This window comes from Fimbriimonadaceae bacterium (assembly GCA_023957775.1).
In the GTDB taxonomy this organism is placed as follows: domain Bacteria; phylum Armatimonadota; class Fimbriimonadia; order Fimbriimonadales; family Fimbriimonadaceae; genus JAMLGR01.
On the sequence record JAMLGR010000015.1, the window covers coordinates 99,857 to 118,309 of the forward strand.

16 protein-coding genes are annotated in these 18,453 nt (G+C 63.5%); 7 read left to right on the forward strand and 9 right to left on the reverse strand.

The features are described from left to right. Position 1 precedes the first annotated feature (1 nt). The 5 genes from M9921_12815 to M9921_12835 form a co-directional block, all read right to left on the reverse strand. Positions 2-1,429, reverse strand: a complete 1,428-nt coding sequence (locus M9921_12815) for a hemolysin family protein (protein MCO5297730.1) — start codon at positions 1,427-1,429, stop codon at positions 2-4. A gap of 83 nt (positions 1,430-1,512) precedes the next feature. Further along, a complete protein-coding gene (locus tag M9921_12820) occupies positions 1,513-2,232 on the reverse strand; it encodes a diacylglycerol kinase (protein ID MCO5297731.1) in 720 nt (239 codons plus the stop codon). Continuing rightward, complete coding sequence (ybeY, locus tag M9921_12825) at positions 2,229-2,627, reverse strand: rRNA maturation RNase YbeY (protein MCO5297732.1); 399 nt, start codon at positions 2,625-2,627, stop codon at positions 2,229-2,231. Before ybeY ends, M9921_12820 begins: the two co-directional genes overlap by 4 nt. Before the next feature lie 206 nt (positions 2,628-2,833). Then, positions 2,834-3,004: a 30S ribosomal protein S21 gene (rpsU, locus tag M9921_12830; protein MCO5297733.1), complete on the reverse strand. Its 171-nt coding sequence runs from the start codon at positions 3,002-3,004 to the stop codon at positions 2,834-2,836. 24 nt (positions 3,005-3,028) lie between these two features. Beyond that, entirely contained in the window at positions 3,029-3,934 is a 906-nt protein-coding gene (locus tag M9921_12835) for a ChaN family lipoprotein (protein ID MCO5297734.1), read from the reverse strand. Between the two features lie 51 nt (positions 3,935-3,985). Here M9921_12835 and M9921_12840 point away from each other — a divergent pair, with 51 nt between their 5' ends. Then, on the forward strand, positions 3,986-4,534 hold the full coding sequence (locus M9921_12840) for a hypothetical protein (protein MCO5297735.1): 549 nt from the start codon (positions 3,986-3,988) through the stop codon (positions 4,532-4,534). A 5-nt stretch (positions 4,535-4,539) separates the two neighbouring features. Beyond that, complete coding sequence (locus tag M9921_12845) at positions 4,540-6,513, forward strand: hypothetical protein (protein MCO5297736.1); 1,974 nt, start codon at positions 4,540-4,542, stop codon at positions 6,511-6,513. Between the two features lie 11 nt (positions 6,514-6,524). Here M9921_12845 and M9921_12850 read toward each other — a convergent pair whose 3' ends face one another. Continuing rightward, positions 6,525-7,397, reverse strand: a complete 873-nt coding sequence (locus M9921_12850; GenBank protein MCO5297737.1) for a hypothetical protein — start codon at positions 7,395-7,397, stop codon at positions 6,525-6,527. Positions 7,398-8,478: 1,081 nt separating this feature from the next. Further along, complete coding sequence (locus tag M9921_12855) at positions 8,479-10,047, reverse strand: hypothetical protein (protein ID MCO5297738.1); 1,569 nt, start codon at positions 10,045-10,047, stop codon at positions 8,479-8,481. 156 nt (positions 10,048-10,203) lie between these two features. On the opposite strand from M9921_12855, the gene M9921_12860 reads away from it, so the two are divergent. Continuing rightward, positions 10,204-11,184, forward strand: coding sequence for a HEAT repeat domain-containing protein (locus tag M9921_12860; protein ID MCO5297739.1), 981 nt, complete (start codon positions 10,204-10,206; stop codon positions 11,182-11,184). 68 nt (positions 11,185-11,252) lie between these two features. After that, positions 11,253-12,491: an NlpC/P60 family protein gene (locus M9921_12865; protein ID MCO5297740.1), complete on the forward strand. Its 1,239-nt coding sequence runs from the start codon at positions 11,253-11,255 to the stop codon at positions 12,489-12,491. 79 nt (positions 12,492-12,570) lie between these two features. Here the strand turns inward: M9921_12865 and M9921_12870 are convergent, their stop codons facing one another. Further along, complete coding sequence (locus M9921_12870; protein ID MCO5297741.1) at positions 12,571-14,043, reverse strand: DUF4139 domain-containing protein; 1,473 nt, start codon at positions 14,041-14,043, stop codon at positions 12,571-12,573. Positions 14,044-14,280: 237 nt separating this feature from the next. Between M9921_12870 and M9921_12875 the strand changes: the two genes are divergently transcribed. After that, positions 14,281-14,739, forward strand: coding sequence for a hypothetical protein (locus M9921_12875; GenBank protein MCO5297742.1), 459 nt, complete (start codon positions 14,281-14,283; stop codon positions 14,737-14,739). A gap of 39 nt (positions 14,740-14,778) precedes the next feature. Here M9921_12875 and M9921_12880 read toward each other — a convergent pair whose 3' ends face one another. Next, positions 14,779-15,348: a hypothetical protein gene (locus M9921_12880; GenBank protein ID MCO5297743.1), complete on the reverse strand. Its 570-nt coding sequence runs from the start codon at positions 15,346-15,348 to the stop codon at positions 14,779-14,781. A 169-nt stretch (positions 15,349-15,517) separates the two neighbouring features. On the opposite strand from M9921_12880, the gene M9921_12885 reads away from it, so the two are divergent. Then, positions 15,518-16,852, forward strand: coding sequence for a hypothetical protein (locus M9921_12885; protein MCO5297744.1), 1,335 nt, complete (start codon positions 15,518-15,520; stop codon positions 16,850-16,852). A 366-nt stretch (positions 16,853-17,218) separates the two neighbouring features. Continuing rightward, positions 17,219-18,406, forward strand: a complete 1,188-nt coding sequence (locus tag M9921_12890) for an ISL3 family transposase (protein MCO5297745.1) — start codon at positions 17,219-17,221, stop codon at positions 18,404-18,406. Positions 18,407-18,453 lie beyond the last annotated feature (47 nt).

The following is an 18,453-nucleotide window of genomic DNA, read 5'->3' on the forward strand; positions in this document are numbered from 1 at the left end:
CTCACTCGGCCTCGTCGGAAGCGTGGACCGCCTCCCGCTCGGGAAGCGTCTCGATCCGAAGGCGCCGGATCCGACGGCCGTCGGTCTCTTCGATCGTGATGCGGTACCCGTCGGCCTCGATCTCCTCGCCATCCCGCGGTTGGCGCCCGAACAAGCCGAACACGTAGCCACCGAACGTGTCGAAGACGTCGCTTTCGAACTCGGAGCCCAGGGCGTCGTTCACGTCGTCGATCGGGGCTTTGCCGTGCACGAGGAAGCCGTTGGGGAGTTCGACGATCTCCTCCTCCTCCACGTCGTACTCGTCCACGATGTCGCCCACCAGCTCTTCGACGATGTCCTCGATCGTGACGATGCCCGCGGTGCCGCCAAACTCGTCTTGGACGATCGCCATCTGGCTTCGGCTCGCCCGCATCTCGGCGAGCAGCTCGTGGAGGTTCTTGTTCTCCGGCACGAACAAGGCGGGGCGCATCAAGGTGCGCAGGTCGGGGTTCTTCGACTGCTCGCGCGCCATCAGGAGGTCTTTGGCGTGCACGATGCCGAGGATCTGGTCGTCGGTGTCCTCGTAGATCGGGATGCGCGAGTGGCCGGACTCGCGAATGACGCGCACGACCTCGTCGGGTTCGCTCTGGATCGACACGGCATCGAGGTCCACGCGGGGGGTCATGACCTCTCGCGCGACCGTGTCCGTGAACTCGAACACGGAGTGGAGCATCTCTTTCTCGTCCACCTGGATCGCCCCGCTCTCCTGCGCGGACTCCACCAGGGTCTTGATCTCCTCCTCGGCCTGGTTGGCGATCGCGAAGCTCGCCTGGGCGCCGAACCGGTTTGTCACGAGGTTGGCGACCATCGTGACCAGCGCCGCGGGCAGCGCGAAGACCACGGCGGCCCCGCGCATGAACCGCCGGAGCGCCAGCGCGATGCGGTGCGGGTGCACGAGCGCGAACGAGCGCGGCACCAGTTCGCCGAGGATGAGGTTGAAGAGCCCGATCGGGACCAGGAGAACGAGCGTCGCGCCGATCAGCGCCAGATACGCGCTCCCGGCTTCCGGGCCGCTGCCCGACAAGTTCCACCCGAACCGGGCCGCGAGCCCCGGTGAGAGCACGAACGCGATCATCACCAGGCCCACGCGGCACAGGTGGCTGCCGATGTTCGTGGCGGCCACAAACTTGCGGCGCTCCTCCATCAGCTCCTGGAGGTGCTCGGCGCGCGAGGGGCTCTGCTCCTTGACGTGCTTGAGGTGGACCGGCCGCAGAACCTCCAGCGCCGTCTCAGAAAGGATGAACATGGCGTTGAGCGCCGTGAAGGCCACCACGGACGTGAGCGCCAGATACGCGGTGGCGGCGGGAAGCGGCCCAAAGCTCGCCATGGCGTTCTCGAGGCCGTTGCCGCTCTCGTGCACCAGCGCCGCCAGCACCGCGATCGTCAGCACGACGATTCCGATGTCGGACGGTGGCCCGCCTCGCCGGGGCGTCTCGTCGATCCTAGATGAAGGTCGCGTTCGGTCACCCATGGTCATTTCGGCAGCAGCCCGAACAGGAGCATCGAGACGAGCACCCCGGCCGCGGCTCCCAGGGACAGCTCGAACACCGTGTGGATCTTCGCCTCCCAGCGGCTTTGGGCGATGATGGCGGCAAGGAGCAGCGCCAGCCCCGAGACCACCGGGTTGTCGGTGAGGAACACGATGGCCCCGGCGAAGAAGAACCCGTAGGCGGCGTGCCCGCTGACGAGCCCGCCTTTGAACACCTGGCCCTGCTTGCCCAAACCCTTGCCCACCACCACGACGATGAACAGGACGAACGCGCCGAGCACCATGCGCGGAACGACGCCCACGCCGAGCGATTCGGAAGTGAGGTTGACCTTGATCTGCTCCCAACGGTTTTCGCCGAGGATCATCAGCGAACCCACCACGACGGCGATGATCGTCGTGATGAGCACGGCGCCCGCCGCAATGTCCTTGGCGAACTTGGCAAGCGGATGGTAGTTCGGCTGCACGAGGTCCACGGTCGCCTCGATCGCGCTGTTGAACATCTCGGCGACGAGCACGAGGCTGATCGTGAACAGGAGCACGAGCATCTCGCGAAGGCCGAGGTTGAAGAACACCCCGAGCAGCATCACGATCAGCACGACGTAGAGGTGGAAGCGCATGTGGCGCTGCGTCTTGAACGTGTAGACCAGGCCGCTCGTCGCCACGCGCACCGGCGCCCAGAAATCGGTCTTGCGGCTGACGCTCATGCCGCACCCCCGTGAAGCAGCGATCCCCATTCGGGGTCTTCGGGCAATCCGGCGAGGCGGGCGATCCGATTCATCTCGGACAGCATCTCGGCGCGCTCGGTCTCCCGCTCGTCGTCGAAGCCCAGCAAGTGCAGCGCCCCATGCATCGCAAGATACGCGATCTCGAGATCGAGTGCAACTCCCCGCGCTTCGGCTTGGCGCCGGGCGAACGGGACGGCGATCGCCACATCGCCGAGAGGCGAGCCTTCGCCCCCCGCGGAAGCGAAGGTGAGAACGTCGGTCGGTTCGTCCAGCCCGCGGTAGCGGCGGTTGAGCGCTTGGATTTCCGAGTCGCCGCACAAGCGGACGGCGACTTCGCCCTCGGTCCGGCCGTGGGCGTCGAGGGCAGACGTCACCGCGTGGACGAGTTTGGCCGTCGAAACGCGCCATGCACGAGAGGCAGATACGCTGACGCGCGAACTAGGGTCGGGGTCCATAAGATGGGGGTCGCCGCCAAGCGGGGGCTTGGGGCGCGACCGGAATTGGATCTACGGAAGCAACGGCTCTTGAGGCGGGGTCCATATGGAAAAGGGGGCTCGCGAGAGCCCGTTCCCAGAACGCGTTACTGGCGGGACGCGCGACGGCGCTTGAGCCGGCGACGCTTCTCGCTCGGCTTCTCGTAGTGCGAGTGCTCCTTCAACTCCCGCAACACTCCACTTTGCTGAAGCTTCATGTTGAACCGCTTGAGGGCGGAATCGATGGACTCGTTGGACTGCACGTGAACGTAGATCAAACTTGGTTATTCCTCCGCAACTCTTTATTTTGGCATTTTCGCGGCGTTCTTGACAACCGAACCGTTGTAGACGAAGTCCCCGAGGCCTCTGGAGACCGTTTCCGGGGCCTCGGAGGCGACCATCACGACGGTCACCCCGTGCTCGCCCGTCCGTCGTGCGACCCGGCCGTTGATGCCCAATCCGTACATCACGTGCCCCGAGCCGGCGAGGACGACCATCACCCGGTTGCGGTTGGGCGGCATCGCGTCGAGGTACTTCAGCGCGGAGTCGGCCATGCCGGTGTCCCAAAGGACCATGGCGGCGTACATGTTCTCGCCCTGGGTCCCCGAGACGGGGTGGCCGCCCATCATCGCCTCGAACACCGAGCGGTGAGTTTTGTCGGTGGTATCGATGGCGGGCACTTGGCGCTGCTGGTCCGCGGTCAGCCCCGCGGGCCCTTCCTTGCCGACGGCGCGCACCCAGTCGCGCGGCACGTTGAGGGCGACCATGGGCAGCCGGTTCTTCTTGATGGACTCGAAGATGGGGCGGTAGAGGGCGAAGTCGAAGCCCCACTGGTTCTTCCAGTCGGATCGCTGGACGAACTCCTCTTCGGACCACCAGCCGAGGGTCCACGGATTCAGCTCGTCCTGGACGGGGCGGGTGAACATCTCGAACCCGACGACGACGTCCCGTCCCCGGCGGACGAGCGCGTCGATGATGGCGGCCTGCATGCGGTGGTGGCTGGGATTGTCGTGGTTCTCCCCGACGTAGACGAACCGCTGTCCGTCGGCCGCAGCCGCGATGGCGTCCACATCGACTTCGGCGCCGGTCCGCGTGTTGACGATCTTCTCGGGCGCGACGTCGACGGAGCCTTTCGGTCCGATCGGCAGCAGGTTGGGCGAGGGCGCTTGCATCACGAACGCGAGGGCGAGACCGAGGGGCAACATCATGGCCTCATTGTGGCGCAATCCAGCGGGTGGCAACGGGTACCCTGCGGTTCGATGCGGACGTTCGGGTGGCCCCTTGCGATGCTGGCGCTTGTCGCCGGATGTGCTTCTTCCGCAAAGCCGCCGCCCGCCGCGCCCACGGCCCAGAACCCCACCGAGGCCGCTCACGAGCAGTACCGCGCGGGGGTGTACAGCCTGTCCGTGGCGCAGGAGTCCCTGGCCACCGCGTTGGACGCGGTGAGCACGCTTCGGGACCAGATGCCCGCCGGCACGGAGGCGCGCGAGAGTCTGTCGGGCGTGGCGGACAGCGTGGACGGCGCGGGCGCCAACATCGCCAACGTCAGCACCGAGGCGCCTTCGCTGGAGGCGTTCGAGAGCCGCTTCGCGGAGTACGACGACCGGCGGCTGGCCGCGATCACGGCGATCAACGACGCCCTGCACGAGCTGCGCGATGCGCAGGGAGCGCTCGCCGACCTCGCCCAGTCGGCCAAGGGCATGGCCGCCGAGCTCGACCGCCTCTCCCAGCGCCTCGACGGCGCGGAGTCCGACCTGCTGAGCGCATTGGAAGCGTTCGGAGGCAAGGACGAGGGTGCGGGGGACTAGGTGCCATGCTTGGCCTCCTACCCCTGACCTTTGCCCTCCAATTGGCGACACCCGTCTCGTTCGACGGTTCGGTTGGGGCGTACGCCGCGAAGATCTCCGAGAAGAGCGACCACACCTATTTGGTTGCCGGTGACCTGCGCGACGAACCGATCCTCATCCGCACCAACACCCTCGATCTCGACTCGACCCGAGTTCGGGAGCTCGTCGCCCAAGCCATCGAGGGCGTGTGGATCGACCCAAAACCCGGACAGTCGCACCTCTCGATCCCGCCCAAGCAGCTTGCGGCACTTCGAGATCGAGATCGCGAGGAGCGACAGCGGGCCCTGTCCAATTGGCTGAGGGAACTCGCGCGCGACACCCGCCGTTCTTCGCAGGCGCAGGTTGCGAACGTGCTCGCCGAGCTGTCCACCTTCGAGCAGAGGGAAAAGGAGGGCCGCTTCACGCGCAACGGCACTCGATCGTACCAGGCCCCGACCCCCGACTTCGAGCTCTTGAAGTCTCTGCTGGTCGAGTTGGGGTCTACAGCCCTTGCGGCCATCGAGCCAGGCGATCTTGCGATTTGGAGCAATGTTCCGATGCGGGACCAGCAGCCCCTCCCGTCCACATCCGTGGCCGCGATCGCCAACTATGAACGCGCCTGCGAATCCCTGGCGAGCGCGCTTGCCAAGGAAGACCTCCCCAAGACGTACAGCTACCCCTGGGAACCCCTCTTTTCGAACCTCCAAAAGGATCGGCGGTCCTGCAAGTACGTTTTGACGGCGATGCCTACCCATCGTGCGAGCCTGTACCGGCTGCGCATTTTCGACAAGTCGGGTGAGTTCGTCGAGGTTGCCGCTCTGATGGGTCCCGTTTCTGGGGCGAAGCGACCGCCTGAATTGTCCGAGCGGGGCTTCCCCAACCATCTACCGCTCACAGGCTCCAGCACGGAGTTCCTTCGGCACTACACGAATGGCAACCTCTACCTGCGCCAGACCTTCCGCCGGGAAGCGCCCCTCGACGCCAAGTTCCTCGCCTCAAGCGACTTCGAGGCACTCGGAGTCGGCACGGGGGAGGTGTTGTCGTGGTTGTGCGAGGCCTCGGGCAAGACCGTGATCGCGTACCTGCCCGACACCGCCATCAGCGCCGCTCTCGCTTGTTCGAAGGGCGATTCCGTGGACGCTGCGGCGCTCTGGAAGCAACTTCTTGCCGACGGCGCGATCGACCTTGTCGAGAGTGACGATGCGATCGTGCTCCGCCCGTCGAATCCGGTCCTTGCTCGGCGTGAGCGCGTGGACAGGCCAGCGTTGCGGGCGTACGTCCAGAAGGTGCTGGAGCGACCGGGGACGACGCCTCGGGACGAGTGTCGGTTCATGGCGGCCGGCGGGCCGGGTTCGGTCCTCAGCGCGGTCTCAGTGGCTTACAACAAGTGCCTACTACCCCTGGTGTCGGTGCACTTCAACCAGATCCGGTATTGGCTCGGCGCTTTGCTCGGCAGCGTGACAGATGCGCAATGGCTCGACTTGGAGGCCGGGCGGCCAGTGCGGATTCGTTCACTGTCGGACGGGCAGAGAGCGTCGTTCCGAAAGTGGTTGGAGGTCGGCGGACCGGGACACTACAACTACGAGCCCTCCGTGTGCGCGTCAAACGTGATCTACGACTACGAGCTCTTCCTCAACTTGGCCGAGGACCCACTCCTTCAGTGCGTGACGCGTGGGGATGGGGACTGGGGAGGCCAGCCCGTGGTTCCCATGCGGCTCAGCCAGTTTGCGATGGTCCTCAGGACCGTCGGAATTCAACCCGATCGGCTCTCAGCCACCCTCACGGGGCGGTACGAGGTGACCGTTTCCACGTCCTACACGGCGGTCGGGAGACTAGGAAGGGTGGATTGGGTCACCGACGATGTCGGGGACTTGCTGGGAACGACGAAGCTGACGGACTTGACGTTCGGCGAGTGGCCGGACACGTTGCGGTCGCGCTTGGCACAGATGATGGGAGGGTGATCGCGGGCAGTTCATTGGGGGCGCACCGGCCAGTTCTTGAGCGTGAATTCGGCCTGCTTGCGAACCCAAGGGTTGGGAGACTCCTTCAGGGATTCGACGCGCGCGCGGATGGCCGGATCGGCCCGCATCACCTCGTACGTCTTGGAATCCTCGGCGGGTTCTTCCGAGATGTTCTCATGTCTCGCTGCCGCAGCGGAGAGGTGCCCTCCTGCGAGCCAGACCATGCACGCCAGTTGCCGAACGGGATCCGCCGCCCGAAGATCTGCGGTCCAATCGGCGACGGTTCGCCCCACGGATGAGGGTCCGATCATGGGAACGCTCCACCTGTAGCTGTTGGCGATCGTCTCTCCTCCACCCGTCTCCACCCGGATGAGGTAAGCCCGCCGCTCATCGAAGGCGTAGAATTGCCGAATTCCCGATTCGGGATGAAACAGCGGTCGCTGGGGCTTGCCGCTCTCGGTGATGAAGGGTCCCACCGAGCTGACAAGAATCGACAAGACCGGCTGGGCGATCCACTTGTCGTCCAGCAGCTTCTCTTCCTCAAAGCGCAGTCGGTAGCCCGTGGGAAACTCATACCGGACGAGGTGGTTCCACTTGGAGTCGAACCCGTCGGCTTCGACATAGCTGACGTCCGGGACGTTGTATCCGGGGTAGATGCGAAGATAGAGCCACCCCATGGCTCCGGTGGGATACGCACGAATCCAGCGGGGTTCGGGCCAAGACCACCGTTCCTCCTGGACCGGGTGAAGCGACTTGGTAATGTTGGCGAGGTCCGTCTTATCGTGGGCGGCCAGTGTCGTGAGGTCTCGATTGACGAATCGTTCGAGTTGCGGAAACGGCTTCTGGGCGATGATCCCAGCGCATAGGAGCAAGGCGAGGGTCATGCCTTCATTATAGGGGAGCTCCACTTCTCCTCCCTCTCGTATAATGAAGGTACCAGCAAGAAAGACATGCGGATCAAGACTTGGGCAACCGCGTCACTAGAGCCATCGCCGCTATCCTTTGGATCGGATTTATCCACCTTCGCAAGACCGAGCGCGCAAAAACGAGTGAAGCCCGTGCCACGCTAGGTCGGGCGATCCGATGCGACTTTCGGCAGTACGAGCAAGTCGAGAAGTTCTTGTCTTGCGTGCAAGAGTTGCAGCGACTCCCATTTTCGGTACTCGGTGATCAAATGGCCTCCCTTGAAGGAACGTTGACTCTCGGGTGGGCTCCGGGCAGCTCCTATGGCGGCGACGGGTTCTCAGATCTAGACAAGCTCTACTTCGTGAACAGGGTGTTCTATGAGGTTCCTGAAGCCCAGCAAGGCCGTTGGCGACTAGAAGTGCTACCCGGCTACGTTTCATTGGGTGGCGGCGGCGCCCGATTCGGGCCCTTCGCGTCACCGAGCGAAGAGTTTGCCGCTTGGCAGAGCATATACCAATTGAGGAACGTACAGGATCTCATCGATCGCGGCAAAGTGAGTGAAGACCCCGGACCAAATTGAATCGCGGCAAGGACCGATGACGCCGAAATGGAACGCGATGCCATGGAAAGCACGCCCAGCGCATCAGACCCACTTCCAGCAAATTGGGCGACCACCTGGCCAACGCCTCGGGAGGTGCAACAAAACGGCTGTACACGTCACCATCCGTGATCTCGATACGACTTGGGCTGGACGTTGGCCAAATCCCCGTCTCCAAGTCGACCCGACCAAGCAGTTTCCCGTTCTGGAACTGCCGCAAGGCCGTGCGGACACGCTCCGGCGGGATTCGCCCCTCAAAGTACTTGCCCTTTATCCACACTGAGCTGTCGCTTGCGCTCCGGCCGGCCTTCCCAATCCGCCAGATGACCCGTCCACTCCTCCAAACCGCCAGTTCGAGGCTCTGGTACGGGTCGGTGACTTCGTGGCAATAGGAAACGAGGAAGACCGGCTTCTCGGGTGACCCAGAGTCGGACATCGTGCGGCCTTGGGGCGCTTCGGTACTACTCCCACCACGCGGCGATGGCCTCGACATAGGTGCCCACGCCATGGAGAAGAAGCACCGGCTTTGCGCGCTCATCGGTCTGGTAGAGAAAGGCGTGCTCGTGATATATCACGGTGCCGTGGGCATTGTCGTACGCAAAATAGCTGTAGCTTCTCGGCTGGTGGCTGACCTGCTCGGCCTTGCCGGTCGCGACGTCGAGCTTGAACACCTGCTCCGTATCGGCTCGGTAGTTCTTTGGCTCTGAGCTCAGCTTCTCGAAGAACACATACTTGCCGTCCCGAGTCCAGGCAAGGTCGGAACAGTAGACGTCCTTGGCGACGGCCTTCGAAGCGCCGGTCTCCAGATCGACGAGGTAGAGCGTCGGGTTCGAGGTGTCCGCCGTCGCCGCCAGAGTCCGTCCATTCGGAGAGACCGCGGTCCAGTAGCCCTCGACGTCCCACGGCAGCTCGAGCGCTCGACGCTTGCCCGTGGACAGATCGAGAACAAAGAAGTGCGTCGGAGCCCCCGCGCCGTCCGAGGGCTCGGTGCCGAGCTGCCGCAACAGCACCCTGTTCTCGTCAAGGAACTCGGGGGGACCATACCACCCGTCGCTTGTGACCCGCCGCACGAACTTGAGGTTGCGGTCCAGCATCACCACGTCGGTAGGAACCGCACCGTCTGCTCGCTCGCCCTCGTAGCGGCCATCCCGATCCCGATGGTGGTTGCCGTAGATGTGAAGCGACAACGCCCGTTCGCCGTCCGCGCTCCAACAGAGCGGAGGCCCGTAGTCCAGACGGCGCGTCCCCCCGGTCTTCAGCTCGTAGGCCATCGCCTCGGAGTCGGTGCCGGGCCCGCGCGGCTGAGCCGAATAGAACAGAAACCGGCCGTCTGGGCTCCAGTCAATCGCTGACCAGTCCGGTACCGCAACCAACCGCCTAGGGCGATCGAGGGTTTCATCGAAGAGCCAGAGGTCCCCGCTCGCCTGATACGCCAGGAATTTCCCATCGGGCGACCACTTGGGAGGCGTCGAGCCCGAAGCGAACGTCACGGGTTGATGCGAGGGACGATGGATCGTCAGCATCCACCTACGGTCTCCAGTCTGCTCGAGGATCGCCAGCTTGGCCGGAGTGTGCGGAGTTACGCCAAAGGCCTGGTCTGCGCCGCCGGCGACCGCCTCCCTCCGCTTGAGAGGACTCGTCAAGACGGAGGCTTTTCCGCCAGGCGATTTGATGATCTTGTCGTTACTCGTAAGGAAGACCTGGACCGCTCCGAGTGTCACCTGGTCACCCTTTTCAGACACCTCATAGTGCGCCTGCTCGCAGACCATGCCCGTGTCGGTGGACGGACGCGCGATCCCGAGGACCCCGTTTGCGGTTCCCCACTGCGTGACCTTGAACGTCGAATCGCCTTCCTCCCCCTCAGCGAGGAGTTGGCCCGCTCCGTCGGCGTTGAACTCGAGGATCATCTCAAGCCCGCCAACCTGCTTCCACTGGCCGACCAGCCGGGCATCTCGTCCAGCGGGAATTGGATTTGGCTCTCCGCCGCCGCAGCCAAACGCGAGGAAGGCCAAGCAAACCAGAGCACCCATCCTTCTTGGCGAAGGCATATCAGATTATCCGCCAGAACAGCGCCATCACCACGATCACACGGGTTCGGGCCCTCATGCGAACACATCGGGGATGTGACGTAGAATGAAGTTGTTTCGATAGTGACCCTTGAGGCAAAGGTGGCCATTCTGAGTCGAATGAGAACGCTTTCGATTTGCGCCATGTGTGTGGGCGCGCTCGCGACTTCGAACCTGGCTCGATCCCAAGACTTCAGTCAGAGTGAGGTCGAGTCCCTGATGCGCAGCCAGAACTGGGCGCAGGCTCGGCTGAAACTTCAGCGGTCGGGAAGCAAGTCTGTTGTGCACATCGTGCGCGTCATGGACGGCGATCGCAAACTGCAGGAAAGGGGTATGGAAGTGATCGAGCTTCTGGGTCCCCAGGCCGTGCCCGCGCTCCTTCAGTGCCTTGAGGATGAGGGGGATCCCTACGGAGCCGCCTACTATGGTCTCAGGGTGCTTGATGGTCGCTCCCTGCTCCCCATGCTTTCCGGTTCCAAAGGCAAAGCCTGGCCTGTCAGAATGGCAGCCTTGGTCGGTGCCGCCTACTGCGCACTGCACGGCGGGCTACCACCAAGCGATGCACCGAGGGTGCTGTCCCACCTGAGGGAGCTGGCATCGCACCCGGATCCCAATTCCGCCCACACGATGGGCCGGCGAATCCTGGGTTGGCTTGGGCCTGTTGCGATGCCGACCATCACCGCAATGGCGAGTTCCTCAATTGTAGAAGAACGCCGGGCAGCCTCGGTGGCGTGCGTGCGCGCTATCGAGTTGCACAATCCGTTCTTTACGCTCACCAATGAAGAGATTGAGCAGCAGCGAGTCTACACGGGCATGCTTCGGAGGGCGCTTAAGGACGCGGATGCAAGTGTGCGTGCCACGTCGTGTTACGGGTTGAGCAACAGCGTGGATGGCAAGGAGGCTTCGCCGCTGTTCGCACAACGGCTTGACGATCCTAGCGCGATCGTGCGAGCCAATGCCCTAGCCGCGATGGCACGGGTGAAGGGAAAGGGGTATGTCCAAGCCGCAACGAGACTAAAGGGTGACCCGGACCAAGAGGTGAGACGGGTGGCCTACGTGATCCTTCACCAACATCGTAGGGGCAGTGGACCGAGTCCGTAACAAGCAACGATGAACGACCTTGGAATGACCTCATCCGATGGGATCGCACCGATCCTCCAGACGATCCAATGACTCACGCAGAAGCATTCGAGACTCTCGGCCTGCAAGCCGGCGCAAACGAGTCGGAGATTCGTCAGGCGTACCGGGACCTTGCTCAGGTCTGGCATCCAGACCGCTTCCAACACAGCGAGCGCCTCCAAGCGAAGGCTTCGGAACGGTTCAAGGCGATTTCGCTCGCCTATGAGTTGATTCGGGAGAGCGGATGGTGTTCGCCCCCAGCCAAGGGCGAGACCTTCTTCTCCGACCGCACCGATCCCGGCCCACAGGCGCCAGAAGCGGAAGTCGGGGAAACCGAGAATCGGGACGAGGAAAGCACAGATGCTGCGCCGGAGGGTTCCGATTCTCCACAAGCTGAGGCCGATCACAAGCAGTCCAGCAGGCCTGAAAAGCGACAAGTTCAAGTTGCCCAGATCATCCTTGCAGCCGTAGCTTGTTGCGCCTTGGTGGTCGCGCTGAGCAGCTTGCGCGGTACCCCGGACAGCACATCGAGACGGCCAAATACATCCCAAGGTGCGACGCCCAATGCGCCAGCGACGAGCCCCGACGATGCCATCGAAAGTGCTCAAGACGCCACCCTGGCTCCAGTGACGCCCGGTGAGGAGGGGCCTGCTGGGAGTGTTCGTGTATTAGGAAGACTCGGCCAGGCTCTCGAGCCAGTCTCCATATTTGCAAACGCCGACAAGAACTCGCCTGTGTATTACCAAGCCAAGAAGTTCGAGTACCTGGTCATCCAAGACTTCAAATTCCCTCAATGGCGCAAGGTGCTCCTACAGAACGGCAAGTTCGGCTACGTCCCCAGCGAGCTGGTAGCGGCGCTTCCCTACGAGGTCACCATGGACCGCACCTCGCCTCGTATGGGACTCTCGTCGCGATCGGCGGCGGCTTCGGCTGTCGCCAACCAGTCGCTCCGCTACACGGGCACGCCATACAAGGCCGGCGGAAACGACCTGGACCGCGGCGTGGACAGTTCCGGGTTTGTGAAGCTGCTGTTCAGGCAGGTCGGCGTTGATCTCCCGCGGACTGCCGCCGAGCAGGTCAAAGTCGGCGAACCTGTCACCAAGCTCGAGGACCTGGAGCCCGGCGATCGACTTTACTTCTGGGATGCCAAGAGTGGCAACGTTGGCCACACCGGCATCTACGTCGGCAATGGCTACTTCTCCCACGCGAGCGAGACAAAACGTGAAGTGTGCCAAGACTACTTAGGCGACAAGAAGTGGCTCGAGACCCTCGTCGCGGCAAGGCGATGATTGGGAGTCTACTTGGCCAGAAGTTCTGACGGCATCACTCGCCAAGGCAGGCGAGTGCCGTCCAACCGCGTCCCCCACCTTATCCCAGATTGACCACCGTTTCGTAAGAATAGTCGAGCGCCGTCTTCGTACCGGGCGCGACCGTGATCTTCCACTCGAGGGTGTTGCTCGCATTGGGGCTCGTGCGCTGGACGACGGTGTTCTTCACCGATCCTCCGCTTCCCACCGACAACACTTTCCCCTCGACCGTTCTGGTCACGCGCACCTCCGCCGGCTCCTTCCTCAGATTCTCGAGACTCAGCGTGCCGCCGAGGGTGATTGCGAGGAAGTTTTGATCTCCTATCTTGTACGGATCGCCGCGCTTGACTTCCTTCTCGACCCGCTCGACCTTGAGGCCGATCCCCTGGGCCAGCCGGAGCTCCGCTTTGCCACCCTTGGCGGTGTACTCGATGCGCTCTTGTCCAACCGGCCTGGCGTCTTCGACGACGAACACGGGCCCTGCCGTGAGCGGCTGTGTCGAGTTGTTCTCAAGCGTCAGCAGGTAGGTCACCCGATCGCCGTCGGCGTCCCACTCGAAGAGCGGACTTACGGGTATGTCGATCTCGAAGATCGTGGCCATCGCGCGCTCTCCAGGCCGAAGCGAGAAGTCGGGTTTGGAGTAGTACTGCAACTCGCCCGACTCCGACGACGAGAGCGGCTGCAAGCCGCCGCCGAGACCTCCTCCGCCCCGCGGGCCCCGGGACAACGCACCGGACTTCTCCGCGTCGGCGGCCTTCGACTCGCCCGAGCGCGCAAGGGCCCCGGGCCGGTTGCCGGCGAACACCGTGCCGCTGATGTACCCGGCGAGCAGATCATCCAGCGAGCCACGGTTGACCATGACCGGGGCTCCCACGACGAACACCACGTCCGTTCCCTTCAGCTCCTCGTCCAGTCCCAGCAGTGTCCCCCGCAGAGTCAACCGCCCGCGCTTGCCCGGGAGCATCTCGAGGACGTACGAGGGTTCCCAATGCACTCCCTCTTGCACGTAGGCGAGGCGGACGCCCGCCTTGCCGTCCGGCTGCTGCGTTCGCACTTTGATCCGAACAGGGAAGTTCGCCAACGCCACGGAGTCGACCCGTGCGTACTCCAAGGCCGTGTACGAGCCGTCGTCACCCTTGAGGAGCATCATCTGGTCGAGTACCGCCGTCAACTGGCCCTCGGTCTTACGCGCTTCGGACAGGACTCGAAGTCTTAGGCCGACCTTGTCCGACAACGCGCGCTTGAGGTCCGTAGGCCCGTCGAATTCGACGAGGTTGTCATTCGTCGTGACGACCGTGTCGATTCGGTCGGCGGGGTTTGTGGGATAGACCCACAGCGTGCCACTCAGCGCCCGGGGGACCAGATTGGTGGTCGCCCACCCGGCCTGCAGTTTGGCGGTGCCTTCGCGGAGGTAGAAGCCGAACCCGTCCCGAAACACCACCAACGTTTGGAGACGGGTCGTAAATGCGTACCCCTCAAGTTGGGGCGCTTGGGGGACTGTGCCCACGACGAAAGCCGCAATCAAACTCAGCATCACCACTCCTCCCGAGGCGTTGGCCTCATAGGATCGGACGAAGGAGAGGACGCAAAGGCACGGCCAGGTCGAGCCTTGCGCGATCGGAACCAACCGATCGTGCTCGGGCTCGTGAACGGCAGCGAGTCGTTCTCTCCGCTCCGACCCGGTCCTGCATCGAGCAAACGAGGCGGCTCTCAAGATCACGCCGGCCTCCGGACAATTGCATGATTCCAAAAGTCATGCTAGAGTGCAACGGTGAGACTTCTGATCGTGCTGCTGCCCCTTTTGTTGGGCCGATCGCAGGGTGTTGCGCCTGCCAACTCCAAGGAGCTGGATCCGAAGACGCGCCCCTTCCTCGAACTGACCCCGTTCAAGAAGCTCCCGTGCGTCACGGTCAGCGAGTATCGAATCCCGCCGCCCGACGGCGACAATCACGCGGTGCGGGTGTACCGCTTCACTTACCCGGCGAAGTTCGAAGCAGAGGTGAAGCGATGGAGGCAGCTGTTTCCCTCAAAGGAAGGCTGGACGGTGGATGAGTCGACGCCGACGTCCGTGATCATGTCGCGCAAGGTGAAGCACCCCAAGATCAAGGAGCAGGCGTTGCTCATGTACAGCGGCCGCTTCGTGTTCGACGCCAGCGTGCGCGCCCGGACACGGGTCGTGCCCTCGACGAACTATGTGCGCGTGTCCTTCAATGAAGTGATGAAGGAGTAAGGGTCGGCGACGGCTCGCACTGGGTGGATCGGGTGAAGGTCACCGAACCCTGTTCCACTTCACGCCGAGCACCGGCTGATGGTCGCGAGGTTCCAACCCGATTACGACGCTACCCCATTCCCGTTTCCAGACATAGGCGCCCGGCGTCTCGCCAGGTCGAGCCTTGCGCGATCGGAACCAACCGACCCTGAGTCCCTCGCCCGGTTCGCCGAACTCGCGCTCGCCGTAGTCCAGCATTGCCCGCATTCGACTGTGCGCCGTCGGGCCGTCACTGCCATCGAGACCCAGGTATCCCAAGTGACCGCCATAGAAATGGGGGGTCGGCCATGGAGACCATCCAAACGGCGTCCAAGCGTAGGCGTGCCACCGCCACCAGGATTCGTTCCCCAGCGAGCTGTTCGGCTCGAAGGGCGATACCATCGCGATCTCGTCCGGCGTCATGCCTGGACGCAGGCGCAACACGATGGGATCGGCGTTTGGCAGGAGTGGGAACGGCAATCCTGCAGGGCCACCGGTGCCCTCGAGATCGCCAACCAAGGGGCCATGGAGACGCTTGAGGTGGAAGGGAACGAGCACGAGCTCCACCTCCCCTGTTTCAGCGTCGATCATGTGAGCGGGGCGTTCCACGTGTGACGATGGCGTCCGGACATAGGGACCACCTCCTTCTGGGCCGGCGACGCGACCAACACGATGTGCAACGCGAGGCGCACCCTTGTCCGAGCGCTTGCCTCATCGTACCGCGCAGGTGGGCATGGCAGAATCCCCGTACAATGAAGGCATGGCTTTGTTGCTGGTGGCCTGCGTCCTGTTGCAGAGCCTTGCTCCATCGACGTACGACCCGAACCTCGATCGCGTGATCCCCGAACGCACGGGCACCAACGGATACGAGGAGTACGTCGACGCCGCGATCCTGTGGCAGCAGCAGGTCCGAGAGTACGACGCGTTCGTGCGTGCGTTTGAGCGAGGGGAAACGCTTCCGCCACGACCCGACGGCATCCCCGAGGGGGCGGATGTCGCCGCGATGCTCCGCATCGAATTGAACGTCGCGGGACCGGCCCTCGCCAAGCTTCGGGCGGGCAATGCCAAGGCTGTCCGCTACCCGAAGGCCATCAGCCTGACCACCTTGTTCCCCGAGGCGGCACCGCTCAAGCAACTCGTGCAGTTCATGGCCCGTGCCGCCGAAGCCGAAGTCGAAGCCGGCTCGTCCGAGCAGGCGGCCGGACTGCTCGCCGATGGGCTGACGTTCGCCCGGAAGTTCGCCTGCGGAGGATTGATCATTCAGATGGTCGCTTTTGCATGCGAGCGGACACTTCTCGATTCGTTTCGGAGGATCGAGGCGAAATTGCCCGCCCCAACCTTGGCGCGCTTCGAGCAGATCCCTCCCCTGCCCTCGCCCGTTCCGGCACTCGAAGTTGCGCGGCGCGGAGTGCGCGAGACGTTCGACGCGCTTCTCGACAACCCGGAAGAGCTGAAGGAGTTCCTGGATCCGAAGGTCTGGCCCAAAGTCCAAGCAACGGTCGCGGACCTGACGGCGACCCGGCGCGACCAGATCTACCGCCGTTACTTCCTGCGTCTCGAAACGCCATTCGTCGACGCGATTCGACAGTGCGGCCAGCCGGAGATCCGGTGGCTCGAGCCGATTGATGAGGGACCGGTCCTTGGGGACCCGCCGAAGCGGGACTTGACCTCCGACGAGCTTGGGGTCATGCTCCCGGTGCTGCGGGCTTACTCGATACTCGGGGTTGACGACATTTATCTGGATGGCTACCTTGCGGCCTCGTTCGGCCTTCAGGTCGAGGATCGGTTGTTCCGAATCCACCTGGCGATTCTCAAATACCGTGCCGAGCATGGCGGGTGGCCTGGTTCGCTGAAGGCCGTTCCGGGCATCGCGACGGTGGATCCTTGCGCCAACACGCCGTACCGCTACGAGGTTCTCGGAGACGCGTTTCGCCTCGTGTGCGACACGCCGCGCGGCCCTTTGGAGCTGGGCACGCGCATGAGCCTGGTGCACAGTCCGGCCAAAACGACGACCGTGCCGCGATATCCTTCATCAGACGACATTGGACGGTGGGGGCTGTCTGTCATGGCCGCAGAACCACAGGGAACTCGGTGATCGGTAACCGCAGAAGGTCGTCCGGGCTGCTCACCCTGGCGACATCGGCCATCGCCCCATGGGCGTGTGCCCTCGTGATCGGCCTTGGCGTCCTGTGGTAGAACTCCCCACGATCCGGGAATGAAGCGTTCGCGATGGCGAGCGCGAGGAGCAATGCCAACATGAGGGAATGATACGACCGATCGGGCAAGTCCTACCAGACTTGGCCCATTCCCATCAGGATTGAGCGGAACGCAGAGAGCAACCCCCAAGGCCCAAGGCCCAAGGCCCAAGGCCCAAAGACGAAGGACCAAAAACCAAGGACGAATCGGCTCTTGATCGTTTGTGGGGGCAAGGCCACCTCTTGGCTGATAAAACTAGCTTGAGGTGAAAGTCTTGATCAGTTCAGAGGCTTTGGTCGGCCTGCCCGGCTATGAGGTTACCGGGATCGAGGAGTCGGAGGGTTTCGTTCGCATCAGCGCCCGTCATCCCGGTTCTGCGAGGTGTCCGCATTGCGACGGCGCAAACCTGAGGCTGAAGGAGCGGCGCGTGCGCAGGGTTCGCCACGAGAGCCACGGCAGCCGCCGGTGCATGCTGTGTCTCGATGCCCACAAGTGGTGCTGCCGGTGTTGTGGCAAGACGTTCTGGCAGCGTTTCCCCGGGCTTCTGCCCAGACGGCGCGCGACGGAGCCCTTTCGGCGATCGGTGTCCGAGCGGCACTGGGACGGGATCAGCAGAGCCCGGCTGAGCGAGCGCGAGAGGATCGGTAGCGCGACGGTCGAGCGCTGGTACCTCGACTATTTGAACCGCCTGGCCTCGGAGCGGAAGAACGCGTCCTGTCCCAGGGTCCTGGGGATCGACGAGCACTTCTTCACCCGCCGACGAGGCTATGCGACCACCTTTTGCGACCTGGCCAGGAAGAGGGTGTTCGATGTGGTGCTGGGCCGCAGCGAAGCCTCGCTGCAGGGGTATCTGTCCCACCTCAAGGGCAAGGAAAGGGTCCAGGTGGTCTGCATCGACCTGTCTCCCAGTTACCGGGCTCTGGTGAGGAAGCACTTCCCCAACGCGCGCATCGTGGCCGATCGGTTTCACGTCGTCCGGCTCGTCAACCAGCGCTTCCTCGAATGCTGGAAGCTCCTCGACCCGCTGGGATGCCGCAACCGTGGGCTCCTCTCGCTGATGCGGCGGCATGAGAGCCGTCTGAGCCCCGAACAGGCCCTCAAGCTCTCCTCCTATCTGGAGGCCAGGCTCGCACTCAAGGAGATCTACCGGTTCAAGCAGCAGCTTGTCGAGCTCCTTTGCATCAAGAGCCGCAACAAGAGCCAGTGCTATCCGCTCGTGGCCCGGCTGCTCGAGTGCATTCGCGAGCTCAAGGAGTGCAAGCTCCCGCCGCTGGTCTCTCTGGGAGAAACCCTCGAATCATGGGCCGAGGAGATCGTCACCATGTGGAGATTCACCAGGAACAACGCCGTCACCGAGGGCTTTCACAACAAGATGGAAGCCCTCTCGAGACAGGCGTACGGCTTCCGCAACTTCGAACACTACCGACTCCGAGTGAGGGTAATGTGCGCCTGATATCGGTCGGAGGGCCAAGTGCCCCCATAAATGGCGTAGAGCCCGAC